General features: G+C 43.5%; 13 protein-coding genes and 1 pseudogene. 7 read left to right on the forward strand and 7 right to left on the reverse strand.

Features of this window, described 5'->3' with window-relative positions:
* Nucleotides 1-3 precede the first annotated feature (3 nt).
* The 7 genes from tsaC (at nt 4) to AAHH42_RS10620 (ending at nt 7,079) form a co-directional block, all read left to right on the forward strand.
* A complete protein-coding gene (tsaC, locus tag AAHH42_RS10590; RefSeq protein WP_072550188.1) occupies nt 4-549 on the forward strand; it encodes an L-threonylcarbamoyladenylate synthase type 1 TsaC in 546 nt (181 codons plus the stop codon).
* 105 nt (nt 550-654) lie between these two features.
* Nucleotides 655-1,494, forward strand: coding sequence for a shikimate dehydrogenase (aroE, locus tag AAHH42_RS10595; protein ID WP_342221088.1), 840 nt, complete (start codon nt 655-657; stop codon nt 1,492-1,494).
* A gap of 21 nt (nt 1,495-1,515) precedes the next feature.
* Nucleotides 1,516-2,607 (forward strand): 3-phosphoserine/phosphohydroxythreonine transaminase, encoded by a 1,092-nt coding sequence (gene serC, locus AAHH42_RS10600; RefSeq protein ID WP_342221089.1) that lies wholly within the window; start codon nt 1,516-1,518, stop codon nt 2,605-2,607.
* The gene (gene aroA / locus AAHH42_RS10605; RefSeq protein ID WP_072550165.1) at nt 2,600-3,898 is read left to right on the forward strand and encodes a 3-phosphoshikimate 1-carboxyvinyltransferase; all 1,299 of its coding nucleotides are present in this window, start codon (nt 2,600-2,602) and stop codon (nt 3,896-3,898) included. The genes serC and aroA overlap by 8 nt, the downstream gene beginning before the upstream one ends.
* Nucleotides 3,899-4,178: 280 nt before the next feature.
* Nucleotides 4,179-4,853, forward strand: a complete 675-nt coding sequence (gene cmk / locus AAHH42_RS10610) for a (d)CMP kinase (protein ID WP_342221090.1) — start codon at nt 4,179-4,181, stop codon at nt 4,851-4,853.
* Nucleotides 4,854-5,020: 167 nt separating this feature from the next.
* Complete coding sequence (gene rpsA / locus AAHH42_RS10615; RefSeq protein ID WP_342221091.1) at nt 5,021-6,703, forward strand: 30S ribosomal protein S1; 1,683 nt, start codon at nt 5,021-5,023, stop codon at nt 6,701-6,703.
* 70 nt (nt 6,704-6,773) lie between these two features.
* Nucleotides 6,774-7,079, forward strand: a complete 306-nt coding sequence (locus AAHH42_RS10620; RefSeq protein WP_072550162.1) for an HU family DNA-binding protein — start codon at nt 6,774-6,776, stop codon at nt 7,077-7,079.
* 129 nt (nt 7,080-7,208) lie between these two features.
* Here AAHH42_RS10620 and AAHH42_RS10625 read toward each other — a convergent pair whose 3' ends face one another.
* The 7 genes and pseudogenes from AAHH42_RS10625 to AAHH42_RS10655 form a co-directional block, all read right to left on the reverse strand.
* Entirely contained in the window at nt 7,209-8,303 is a 1,095-nt protein-coding gene (locus AAHH42_RS10625) for a DUF917 domain-containing protein (protein ID WP_342221092.1), read from the reverse strand.
* A 181-nt stretch (nt 8,304-8,484) separates the two neighbouring features.
* Nucleotides 8,485-9,228 carry a helix-turn-helix transcriptional regulator gene (locus AAHH42_RS10630; protein ID WP_342221093.1) on the reverse strand — a complete coding sequence of 248 codons (744 nt, stop codon included), beginning with the start codon at nt 9,226-9,228 and terminating at the stop codon, nt 8,485-8,487.
* A gap of 311 nt (nt 9,229-9,539) precedes the next feature.
* On the reverse strand, nt 9,540-10,283 hold the full coding sequence (gene tatC / locus AAHH42_RS10635) for a Sec-independent protein translocase subunit TatC (RefSeq protein WP_342221094.1): 744 nt from the start codon (nt 10,281-10,283) through the stop codon (nt 9,540-9,542).
* Between the two features lie 74 nt (nt 10,284-10,357).
* A pseudogene (gene tatB / locus AAHH42_RS10640) lies at nt 10,358-10,729 on the reverse strand (Sec-independent protein translocase protein TatB); the annotation flags it as partial.
* Between the two features lie 3 nt (nt 10,730-10,732).
* Complete coding sequence (gene tatA / locus AAHH42_RS10645) at nt 10,733-11,011, reverse strand: twin-arginine translocase TatA/TatE family subunit (protein ID WP_072550157.1); 279 nt, start codon at nt 11,009-11,011, stop codon at nt 10,733-10,735.
* Between the two features lie 80 nt (nt 11,012-11,091).
* Complete coding sequence (gene ubiB / locus AAHH42_RS10650) at nt 11,092-12,720, reverse strand: ubiquinone biosynthesis regulatory protein kinase UbiB (protein ID WP_342222066.1); 1,629 nt, start codon at nt 12,718-12,720, stop codon at nt 11,092-11,094.
* Nucleotides 12,720-13,328 (reverse strand): SCP2 domain-containing protein, encoded by a 609-nt coding sequence (locus AAHH42_RS10655; protein ID WP_342221095.1) that lies wholly within the window; start codon nt 13,326-13,328, stop codon nt 12,720-12,722. The genes ubiB and AAHH42_RS10655 overlap by 1 nt, the downstream gene beginning before the upstream one ends.
* Between the last annotated feature and the right edge of the window lie 9 nt (nt 13,329-13,337).

A 13,337-nucleotide genomic window follows, 5' to 3' on the forward strand; every position in this document is an offset into this window, starting at 1 on the left:
AATATGGCTAACATAGTGTTAGCATTGCAACGTGAAGAAGTGATTGCCTATCCGACAGAAGCCGTATTCGGCCTGGGCTGTGATCCTGATAGCGAAAAGGCCGTTGATGCCTTATTAGCCTTAAAACGACGTCCTCGGGAAAAAGGATTGATTTTGGTGGCAGCGAATTATGATCAGTTAAGGCCTTATGTGGATGATACACAACTGAATAGGGTACAGCGGCAAAATGTCTTTGCCAGCTGGCCAGGCGCCGTCACCTGGGTGATCCCTGCTCGTTCAGAGACGCCTTGTTGGTTGACCGGACGCTTCAACTCGCTCGCCGTCAGGGTGATTGATCATCCGCTAGTGCAACAGCTTTGTACTTATTATGGTAAGCCGGTGGTTTCAACCAGTGCGAATTTAAGTGGTTGCCAACCTTGCCGCAGTGAGAGCGAAGTTAAAATGCAATTTGGCACAGTTTTACCTGTGTTATCCGGACAGATTGGCGGTCGTGAAAAGCCTTCTGAAATCAGAGATAGCTTAACCGGCAAACAAGTGCGTCAGGGCTAAGCTAACAGTAGACTTCTTGCAAAACCTACTACCTGCTGCAAATTCTGTGTTACCGGGTGCTCGCGATCCTCATGGACTCACAAAAAGGTTTCATAGAGAAAAAATATGCCGCAATTTGCAGTTTTTGGTAATCCTATCGAACACAGTAAATCACCTAAAATTCATGCGCTTTTTGCCGCACAAACCGGTATTTCGCAGCAGTACAGTGCGATACTGGCGACCCATGCTGATTTTGAAGCAACGTTGACCGCTTTTTTTGCTGCTGGTGCACAAGGGGCTAATATTACCATGCCGTTTAAGGAACGCGCCTACGCGCTATTTCGTCACCATAAACAGGGCTGTCACTATGAGCTATGCCACCAGCTTACTGAAAGAGCAGCACTGGCGGGTGCAGTGAATACTTTAAAGCGTTTAGACGACGAACGATGGCTTGGCGATAATACCGACGGCATGGGCTTATTGAGTGATCTTGTGAGGCTGAATTTAATCCAGACACAAGATCGTATCCTATTGATCGGAGCTGGCGGCGCAGCTCGTGGGATCATCCCGCCTTTACTCTCGTATGGTTGCCATATCGTTATCACCAATCGCACTTTTAGTCGTGCACAACAGCTCAGAGAACATTTTAAACAGCATGTTGATGCATGGGACATGATGGCATTAGCCGGAGAAAAATTTAATTTAATTATCAATGCCACTGGTTCGGCGATGAATAATGACATGCCCAGATTGCCTGCCTCTATTATATCCAATGATACAGGTTGCTATGATTTGTGCTATCAATCAGGTTTGACCCCCTTTCTCACTTGGGTCGCGAAGCATGGCGCAATACACTATACCGATGGTTTAGGTATGCTAGTTAGCCAAGCGGCACATGCATTTAAACTTTGGCATGGTGTGATGCCCGATGTCACGCCAGTATTAAAGCTGCTACGTAGTGATTAATGTTAACCAACAGGTGATAAAATGGCCACAATTTATAATTTCAGCGCGGGACCCGCGATGCTACCTGCCGAGGTGTTGCACCGTGCGGCAAAAGAATTATCTAACTGGCAGGATCTAGGCACTTCTGTGATGGAAATCAGCCATCGTAGTAAAGAATTTCTTGCTTTAGCTCAGGAGTCTGAAAAAGATCTGTGCGAGCTATTAAATATTCCCAGTAATTATCAGGTGCTGTTTTGTCAAGGTGGAGCCAGGGGACAATTTGCGGCAGTTCCACTTAATCTGTTGGGTACCAACACAACTGCCGATTATGTTAATGGCGGTTTTTGGGCGAACAGCGCGATCAAAGAAGCAGTTCGTTATTGCAAACCCAAGGTAGTTAACATTACTACCACATGTACCGATGGACGAAGTGGTGTTAAACCTATGAGTCAATGGTCATTACATGATGATGCCGCTTATGTGCACTATTGCCCGAATGAAACCATCGACGGTATCACCATCGATGAACAACCGAATTTTCCGGGTAAAATTGTGGTTGCCGATTTTTCTTCATCGTTGCTTTCTCGCCCGATAGACGTGAGTCGCTATGGCGTGATCTATGCCGGGGCGCAAAAAAATATTGGACCCGCAGGATTAACGCTCGTGATTGTACGTAAGGATTTACTGGGCACAGCACACCCGCTAACCCCTTCTATTCTTAATTATAAAACGTTGACCGATTACAACTCTATGTTTAATACCCCCCCTACTTTTGCCTGGTACCTCGCCAGTTTGGTATTTAAATGGCTAAAAGAACAAGGCGGCCTTGCCGAGATGGAAAAACGCAATAAGGTTAAGGCTAACTTGTTGTATTCATTCATTGATAACAGCAAGCTTTATCGTAACAAGGTTGCCGGGAATAACCGTTCAGTGATGAATGTGCCTTTCCAATTGACTGATCCTATGTTGGATGAAATTTTCCTAAAAAAAGCCAAAAAGCGAGGCTTACAGGCATTAAAAGGCCATTCTGCAGTTGGCGGGATGAGAGCTTCTATTTATAACGCTATGCCACTTGATGGTGTAAAAGCATTGGTCAATTTTATGTCTGAGTTTGAGCAATGTCCTCATGAATGAGTCCTTAACGCTACGACCTATCCCTTTGGTTAACGGTACTCTTAATTTACCCGGTTCGAAAAGCATCTCTAACCGGGTGTTGCTATTGGCGGCATTGGCGACGGGGACGACCCGGATCCACAATTTGTTAAACAGCGATGATATTCACCACATGCTTAAAGCATTAAAAACGCTGGGTGTCACTTATCAGCTTGCTATTAACAAGACTCACTGCGAAATTAATGGATTAGGCAGAGCGCTGTTTGCCAACCATGCACCTTTTGCCAACGACACTCCGCAACTCTTTTTGGGTAATGCAGGTACTGCGATGCGCCCTCTCACCGCTGTTCTGTGCCTAGGTAATAATGAGATTATTTTGACCGGTGAAACACGCATGAAACAGAGACCCATTGGACATTTGGTTGACGCATTGCGTCAGGGGGGGGCACAAATCGGCTATCTAGAACAGAACAATTATCCACCACTGCGCTTAACGGGCGGTTTTTGTGGCGGTAATTTGACGCTTGATGGCAGTATTTCCAGCCAGTTCCTCAGTGCATTATTGATAGCAGCTCCCATGGCAGCTCAAGATACCCATATTCAGATTCAGGGTGATATGGTATCTAAGCCCTATATCGATATCACGCTGCATTTAATGAAAATTTTCGGCGTTGACGTTTACCAACAAAATTATCAACAATTTTATATCAAGGGTAGGCAGCACTATCATTCGCCCGGGGAATATCATGTGGAAGGGGATGCTTCTTCAGCTTCATATTTTTTAGCAGCCGCAGCGATTAAGGGTGGCATGGTCCGGGTGACGGGTGTTGGCAAAAAAAGCATACAGGGTGACATCAAATTTGCCGAGGTGCTGGAAAAAATGGGGGCAACGATAAAGTGGGGCGAAAATTATATTGAATGCTGCCGCGGCCAATTACACGGTATCGATATGGATATGAACCCAATACCTGATGCCGCTATGACTATCGCGACTACCGCATTGTTTGCTACGGGATCCACTACCCTACGTAATATTTATAACTGGCGAATGAAAGAAACGGATCGTTTATCCGCGATGGCGACAGAACTACGGAAAATAGGTGCCAAAGTAGAAGAAAACACAGACTACATCCGTATTACTCCGCCAGAAAAGTTCATTTCTACTGAAATAAACACCTATAACGACCATCGTATAGCAATGTGCTTTTCACTGGTGGCACTATCGGATATCCCGATAACTCTGCTAAATCCTCATTGTGTTAACAAAACTTTCCCTGATTATTTTCAGTATTTCAGCCGTTTGCATCAATAGATCTCTTGCAAAACCGTTGTTCGTTATGTGAAGTCAGAGCTTACAGTAGCCGCTGTGTACATGCGAATACATGAAGCTTTAGTACCGTGTAATACCGAATTCACACCACTTAGCAGGTTATGCAAAAGGTCTAATTAAGAAACGTAATAGATTTTTAATAGGTTCCTACATTTTTTTTAAACAGCTATAGAGTTAACGTTTAGTAACGATAAAGCGTATAATGCCGCGCCGGTGTTAGCCCTATCGGGCTAACATGAGGTTCAGTGATAGGAGAGAAAAAATGACGGTGATAGTCCCGGTGATAACCGTTGATGGACCTAGTGGAGTGGGTAAGGGCACATTATGCAACGCATTAGCTGAATTGCTAAAGTGGCATTTACTGGATTCTGGTACTATTTATCGTGTTTTAGCACTGGCAGCTTCACATCATCAACTTGATATCAATACCGAAGAAGCGTTGGTTCCCATTGCCGCAAATCTCGATGTTTGCTTTGTCTCAAACAACAAGCAATTGCAAGTTATTCTAGAAGGTGAGGATGTCAGCAATGAAATCCGCACTGAAGCCATAGGTAACAGAGCGTCTCAAATAGCAACATTTCCACGGATCCGTGAGGCACTATTGCGTCGCCAACGGGAATTCCGCAAAAAACCCGGCTTGATTGCTGACGGTCGTGATATGGGTACGGTAGTGTTTCCGGATGCTCCTGTTAAAATATTTCTCTCTGCTAGCGTAGAAGAATGTGCACGGCGGCGTACTCTACAGTTGCAGGAAAAGGGGTTTAATGTTAACTTTGAGCGTCTTTTAGTCGATATACAAGAGCGTGATAATCGTGATCGCAATCGGTCTGTTGCGCCCTTGGTCCCCGCAGCGGACGCCTTGGTACTGGATGCAACCAAGATGTCTATTGAGCAGGTGTTCACAGAGTCATTGGCCTATATTCGAAAAAAAATTTAGCCATCCCTGTGGGGGTATTAAGACGGGAGGCGTCGATAAGCCTGTACTAGCAGGCAAAAAGCGTTAATTAACCTTGCTACCAAGGATCGGTGGTGAGACATATGAAACAACCCCATTCGGCGGGAGGCTAGATGGAAGTTATACGATAACCCTTGAAGATCATTAAAATGACAGAATCTTTTGCTCAACTCTTTGCAGAATCCCTAAAAGAAATTCAAACACGTCCTGGTTCTATCGTCCGTGGTGTTGTTGTCTCTATCGGTAAAGGTGTCGTACTGGTTGATGCCGGTCTAAAATCTGAATCAGCGATTCCCATGGAACAGTTCAGGGATGGACGAGGTGAACTGGAAATCCAGGTTGGTGACGAAATTGACGTTGCACTAGATGCAATCGAAGACGGCTTTGGTGAAACATTGTTATCCCGTGAGAAAGCTAAACGCCACGAAGCATGGGTGAGTCTGGGCAAAGCTTATCAAAATGCAGAAACCGTTAGCGGTATCATTAACGGCAAAGTGAAAGGTGGTTTTACTGTTGAGATCGACAGCATCCGCGCGTTTTTACCTGGTTCATTGGTTGATGTCCGTCCTGTTCGTGATACGTTGCATCTAGAAGGCAAAAATCTTGAATTCAAAGTTATCAAGCTGGATCAAAAACGCAACAACGTTGTGGTTTCGCGTCGTGCCGTTATCGAATCGGAAAACAGCGCCGAACGTGATCAATTGCTGGAAAACCTGCAAGAAGGCGCGGTAGTTCAGGGTATCGTTAAAAACCTGACTGATTACGGTGCATTTGTTGATTTGGGTGGCGTCGATGGCTTGTTACACATTACTGACATGGCTTGGAAACGCGTTAAGCACCCCGGTGAGATTGTCAACGTAGGCGACGAAATAAAAGTCAAAATTTTGAAATATGACCGTGAACGTACTCGTGTATCACTAGGCCTGAAACAATTGGGTGAAGATCCTTGGGTTGCCATTGCTAAGCGTTACCCTGAAAAGACTAGGTTGACGGGTCGAGTCACTAATCTGACTGATTACGGTTGCTTCGTAGAGATCGAAGAAGGCGTTGAAGGTTTGGTACACGTTTCCGAAATGGACTGGACAAATAAAAACATTCATCCATCTAAAGTGGTTGACGTTGGTGATGAAGTTGAAGTGATGGTACTTGATATTGATGAAGACCGTCGCCGCATTTCCCTCGGTCTGAAACAGTGCAAAATGAATCCGTGGGAACAGTTTGCAGAAACTCACAGTAAAAATGACCGTGTTGAAGGAAAAATCAAATCCATCACTGACTTTGGTGTTTTTATCGGTTTAGATGGCGGTATCGACGGCCTGGTTCATTTGTCTGATCTCTCTTGGGAAGAACCCGGTGAAGAAGCAGTGCGTAAATACAAAAAAGGTGATGAAATCGCCGCCATAGTTTTACAAGTTGATGCAGAACGCGAGCGTATCTCCTTAGGTATAAAGCAACTGGCAGAAGACCCATTCAATAGTTACCTATCAGTGCATAAGAAAGGGGCTATAGTGCCGGGTAAAATTACAGCAGTTGATGCTAAAGGTGCTACAGTTAAACTGGCGGATGGTGTAGAAGGGTGTCTACGTGCTTCCGACACCGCTCGTGATCGCACTGAAGATATCATGTCGACTCTAAAGATGGGTGATGCCATCGAAGTCAAATACGCCAGCGTTGACCGTAAGAACCGTGTCATCATGTTGTCTCTTCGTGCTAAGGACGAAACCAACGAGAAAGAAACCGTAGTAGCAGCTGTTAGCAATAACAGTAAGCAAGAAGAAGGCAATTTTTCTAATGCTATGGCCGAAGCGTTCAAAGTGGCAAAAGGCGAATAGTGATAACAGGAATAACCGCTACGGTTTTTCCATCCCTGTTAGGCGGTTTAGCTAAGAACTTGGAGGTAATATGATAGAAACACCCAAGAAGAAGCCAGAGGTACCCAAGTCTGTCTTGATTAAGAGAATAGCTGACAAGGAAACTAGACTACCAAATAAAGTCGTTGCAGAAGTTGTAACCGAAATGTTGAATCATGTTGTGGGGACCTTAGCCAGAGGTGAGCATATGGAAGTGCGAGGATTTGGTAGTTTAAAGCTCCGCCATCGTGCTCGACGTTGTGCCCGTAATCCTAAAACCGGCGAACCGGTTGAGATGGACTGTAAATGCGTTCCACACTTTAAACCGGGTAAAGGGTTACGTGAGGCTGTGAAATAAACTGCGCCAGATAACGGGTTCATGAAACCTTTAAGATTTTGCTTTAGAAATATAAAACGGCACCTGGTGGTGCCGTTTTTTGTATGTGGAAAGCATTCAGATGCTTATCAACACGATCGTATGCGATGCCTAGGCGCGAGTGCTCGAGGTGACCCGTTCTTCAAGCGGTATATAGTCTATGCCGTAGTTAAAGTAACCAGGTCCCGCGACCTCAATGCCACGCGCTGTTCTCCATTTTTCATTAGCAGGTATCCCCAACACCACAACACGTATACCGTAGCGTAATCGTTCAGTGAGGATCGGTGTTACTGTCTCTTCATCCAGTAAAGTAATCAGGTCAGGGGTAGTGCATAAGGTACGTTCTGCGCTTCGCGCCAGCAGATATTCATTTTGAAAAAATATTTCAAACGTTTTTCCATTATCCTTATCGGTGCCTGCGAAATAGACGACACCACGGGTAAACCCTCCTACAGTACGTTGATCTACCTTGGTAATTTTTCCGTGAAATAATACAAAACCCCGCAATAACGCTGCCAATGTTTGCACAATATTCGCTTTAGTATTTCGTGCTCGTTCTATCGTTTCACCAATCTGTTGCGCAAAGCTAAGTGTACCCAAAATACCAGATTTTTTGGCGTCATTAGGGCTAATGGGATAGGCGGCAAGGAAGGCAGTGCCGCCCATTTCAGCACATAGGGAGCGCGCAAGCTTTTCTGTAATATGATTGTCCTGCGTTTGAATTAAACTTATGTTAAGTTTTGCATCTACGATAGCCAAAGGGGAAGCGCTAACCGTACCAAGAGAGAGTGTAGTCATGTGATACTCGGGGAAAGCTCTTCCCATCGCATCAACATCAACGAGTGGCACACCAAGACGAGCAGCTGTTGCCAGAGGCCACAGTGAGTTAATACCCCCTATTTCAATAGGATAAATTGCCGAAATTTTTCTATTTAAGTATTTTTCAATCAACCGGCAAGCGGTAACCGATTCTTCACCATTAGCTAACTTTTCGAATGAGACCATAGTCGCGCCAATGGTTCCTGTAGAAACGATAAGCGCATCTGGCTCTAGTTCATCAACCGAGAGGAGTGTAATGGACCCATATTGTTTTAGTGCATTCAATGCCATGAGTTTGCCAATGTGAGGATCTCCGCCTCCACCACTGGCAAGAACTGATGCACCGACTGCGATATGCTCAATGTTTTCTTTATTTAAATAATCCATTTTTACTTGTTTCTTTATGATACGAGATGCTGTAAGCATGTACACACTATTGGTGATGAGCAACAGGCTTAACGGTCGAATATTGACGCGAATAGTGATGCTCCGATGATGTTCATAACTCAAGTGCTAATAGTATTCTAATTAATGAATTGTGTGGGTTCCAGTCGTGTTTGAATGACAGTTACGTCGTATCATCACAATCAAGTAGCAGGCTACAAGGTCGCAGAAATCTAGGCGGGACGTATCTGTCAAAACCTTTTGTTTGGCAGAATTCTATGAGTTGACCCAAAAAATGAATACCGGTTTTTCGATAAATGGCTCGCAATTTATTCTCTACTGTCCTGTGAGAACGACTCAGTACTCTTCCTATTTCTTTCGCTTTCATGCGGCGCACGGCCAAGAATAGTACGTCAAGCTCGCTACGGGTAAATAAATTTTCCGGTGGACTAAAAACCAGCGAGTGTGGCAATTTCCTATTTATAAAAAACATATCGGAAAAGAAGTGGTATTTGTTAGCATGAACGATGATCTTGACATCTTCTCCGTCATCATAAGGGAATTTTTCACAAAGATAGGGTTGAATTATTTGCTGAGGTCCGTAAGGATGAATATCAAGTGAAGATAAACTTCTTTTCAGTTCTTGAACTTTACGATCATGTTGCTGAAAGTAAAGCGCGAATTCAGCAGTAGAATGGGGTATTTCACCATCTGATCGACCTTCGATATTAAATTTATGGGTTAAATTTAACATGCTAAGGTAGGCATCGTTCGCATACATATATTGTGATGCTGAATTTTTAATTGCCCAAGGTTTATCATTTTTTTTAAACATTGATACGAGTGACATAAGTTGTGAGGGGACTTCAACAGTCGAACTTTGAGTTCTACTGACATTGATGTGATCTTTCAGATTAAAGTTTTTCATAAACACCCCGCCGTAGGCCAATGTGTTAAAACCATACAGATTATAAGTGATTAACAGTGCTCAATGTCAAGCATAGAACACGCTCTTTTGATTACTGAGCGTTGATGAGTTTTTAATAACCGTTTGATCAATAAGCAAAGATAAAAAATAAATCTCTATTTAGGAAAAATAAAAAATCATTTTTTTGATTGAATACCGCAATTTGTATATATCTTTTTTTTTACGAAATTTATTAAATGTACTTGATATGAGGACTACGAGTACCCGGTAACGCAGAATTTGCAGTACATAGTAGGTTTTGCAAGAAGTCATTATTCTTCCATGGAGGTGTGGTGCTGTCTTAGCGGATAAAAACGGGCGCTGAAAACACCGACTTCGAATAGCAAATACATTGGGATAGCGAGTAATGTTTGTGAAAAAACATCAGGTGGAGTCAGTAGCATCCCAATGACAAAGGCACCGACTAATATGTATGGGCGTTTTTTCTTTAAATCGTCCGGCGTAGTCACACCACTCCAACACAGTAAAATAATGGCGATAGGCACTTCAAAAGAAACACCAAAGGCTACAAATAACGCCATAACAAAATCAAGATAGTTATTGATGTCTGTTGCTATTAAGACACCCGCTGGTGCAGTTTTTGCGAAAAAACTGAATGCCAGTGGAAAGACAATAAAATACGCGAATGCCATGCCCAGGTAGAATAAGACACTACTCGAAGCCAGTAATGGTAAGATTAGGCGGCGTTCATGTTTATACAAGGCCGGTGCGACAAATCCCCAAACCTGATAAAGAATGAATGGAGCAGAAATAAACAATGATACCATTATAGTTAGCTTGATGGGGGTGAGAAAAGGTGACGCAACGTCAGTCGCAATCATATTGGCACCTTGTGGTAGTTGTTTGATTAACGGTGCAGAGACTAATTGATAAATATCATTGGCGAAATACACTAATACCAAAAAAACGATTAATACGGTGACGATACAATTCAATAACCGTTTGCGTAGTACTATTAAATGATTGATAAGAGGTTGAGTGTTATCAACAGTCATACTTACTGATCCCTGCTAGAGTGATGAGGACGAGGTTTAATGCTCTTAATGTTATCAGTTGCCGTTGTTGATATGGGTGTGGTCGACACGACCTCATCATGAATCGCCTCTGGATCAATAAGCTGTGGATTATTGCCAGCATGGGATTTTTCTGTATGGCAGGTCTGCTGGAGTGTTTTTGTGGCATGCTTTAGTTCATCGATAGAAGCTTGCAGCTCTGGAGTGATACCCTGTAACCCCGCTTGTTTGGCTTTTTTCAGACTGTCTTGTAGTTCCTGGAGTTTTAGCTCTTGAGACAGTTCTTGTTGCACTGTGGTAGCCAAAGAACGCAATGTTTTGATCCAGCTTGTAACCGTTCTTACCGCCACAGGCAACCGTTGTGGCCCAAGCACAACGAGGCCGATTACCATGATTAGCAGCAATTCACCAAACCCGATGTCAAACATGGTTTATACCTGTTCTTTGTCATTTTTAGATTTTTCTGTTTTTACATCAGGCGGGCTATCGGCAATAGTTTTTGCCGTAAAATCAGCATCATTGGTCGTATTATCAGCATCAGTTGACGATTTATCCGTTGAAGGTGTAGAAGTATCATCACTCATCGATTTTTTAAAACCTTTAATTGAGGCGCCTAGATCGGATCCGAGGGAGCGCAGCTTGTTAGTACCAAACAATAGAGCCACGATTATAGCAATAATTATCAACTGCCAAACACTTATGCCGCCCATTTTATCTACCTCTATGCGTCGTCTAACCTTATGATTTGTCGCGTGCGGTGATCACAGTTTTATGCTGACTTTCATCGCCATCAACAAGCTCGCTTCCATCCCATCAGCCATACTAGAACACCGACAACAATTAACCCTATTGATAGTACAGAGATGCTAATCAATTGTAAAATTGTGCCACTGATGAACAGTATAGCGCCGACACTAAACAAATAACGAGATTGTTCTTGACGTTTCTGCTCTTTAATCTGCGAGGATAATTGATCCAGACGTTGTTGTAATATTTTATGTTGTTGTAAGCTGTCGTAGATCATGTCAGGTAGCTCGGGAAATTTTTCTACCCAAAAAGGTGCCCTCTCTTTTAATGTGCGGATCATTGCAGGCAACCCAATTTGATCACGCAACCAGTTTTCCAAAAATGGTTTTGCCGTCGTCCATAGATCCAGTTTAGGATAAAGTTGGCGTCCCAGTCCTTCTACATACAATAATGTTTTTTGTAACAATACCAGCTGAGGTTGTACTTCCATGTTAAAACGTCGGGCGGTACTAAATAAGTTCAGCAGTACGTTACCAAATGATATTTCAGCTAATGGTTTTTCAAAAATGGGTTCACAAACCATGCGAATAGAGAACTCAAAGTCTTCTATATTGGTATCACTCGGTACCCAACCCGAATCAACATGTAACTCGGCAACACGTCGGTAATCACGATTAAAGAAAGCGACAAAATTTTCTGCTAGATAGCGTTTGTCCGCTTTATTCAATACGCCGACAATGCCACAATCAATGCCAATATACATTGGATCCTGTGGTTGTTGATAACTGACAAAAATATTACCTGGGTGCATATCTGCGTGGAAGAAACTGTCACGGAATACCTGAGTGAAGAAAATTTGAACGCCTCGTTCAGCAAGTAGCTTCATATTGGTGCCTTGCTTCTCCAATGCAGTAATATCTGATACCGGTATACCGTAAATACGTTCCATGACCAATACATTTTCTCGACAGAGATCGGTATACACCTCGGGGATATATAGCATTGGGCTATTGTTAAAATTACGACGTAACTGGATGGCATTGGCGGCTTCATGTAGCAAATTCAGCTCATCATAGAGTGTTTTTTCATACTCCTTCACGACTTCATGCGGGCGTAATCTGTGTCCATCAAGCAGTAATTTAGGCATCCATTTTGCCAAACGATACATTAGACGTATATCGGCTTTGATAATCGGGCGGATATTGGGACGTATGACTTTTAATACTACTTCTTGCCCATTTTTTTTCAAACGAGCAGTATGCACCTGAGCGATCGACGCTGAAGCTAAAGCTTGCTGATCAAAATCATCAAACCAGGTTTCTAAAGGTGTGCCCATTGCCAATTCAATGTGTTTACGAGCGAGTGCACCATCGAAGGGATCTACTCGATCCTGTAATAACGCCAGTTGATCGGCAGTGGCCTTCGATAAAAGATCACGACGAGTTGACATCATTTGGCCAAATTTGATCCAGACTGGCCCTAGTTCTTGTAAAGCAAGACGTAACCGTTCACCGAGTGATTTATCTTTATGACGGTTTGTTAGCCAAAAAAGTAATCGGCAGCCGATACGCAGGGGTAAGGTCAGGCGAATAATCGGAATTAATTCATCCAGACCATAAATAATCATTATGCGAATAATCGAATAAAGACGTTGAAACTCTCCTGGAGTCATCATTTTGTTATCTCTATCCTGGCCAATCTTGTATTGAGGCTATCCAGAGTACGCAAGCTGGCATCCACTTCTTCGTTAAACCATGCTACTTCCAGCCGAGTCGGCGCTATTTTCCATTCTTCAGTTATGGTTTCGGCGCAATAACGCTGTTGTTGTCGCCAACGGGTGGTGAGGAAAGTGTGTCCCTTGTGCAGCAGTTGGCTTAAGGTTTCGGTAGCAATATCACCAAAATAAGGGGTTAACCATTCAGTAGGATCCCACTGTTCCAGATCTAGCAACGTCATTAGCTGCTGTGCAACCTGAATATCACCTTCTATGATCAGTTCACCACTGAGCATAAGCGTGGGTAGCTGCTGTCTGTCTCTGAGCTTGGCCAGGACGGTGATACGGGTCTTAATGGTACAATCAACGCTGTCCTCCCACTGGGTCAATATATCAACGTGATGATCACTAAATAACAGTAATAGCGGCGTCTGCAATTCATCCAGTTCGATACGTAGCACTTTAGCTGCCAAAAGAGCAGGTATCGTTTTTATACCGTGATCACGGAATAGCAGTTTATTGAGCAATGTTTCCAACGCAGCAACCACTAAGGGTGTCAAAAACATAAAAGCATC

Source organism: Candidatus Fukatsuia endosymbiont of Tuberolachnus salignus, from assembly GCF_964030845.1.
Lineage (GTDB): Bacteria > Pseudomonadota > Gammaproteobacteria > Enterobacterales > Enterobacteriaceae > Fukatsuia > Fukatsuia symbiotica.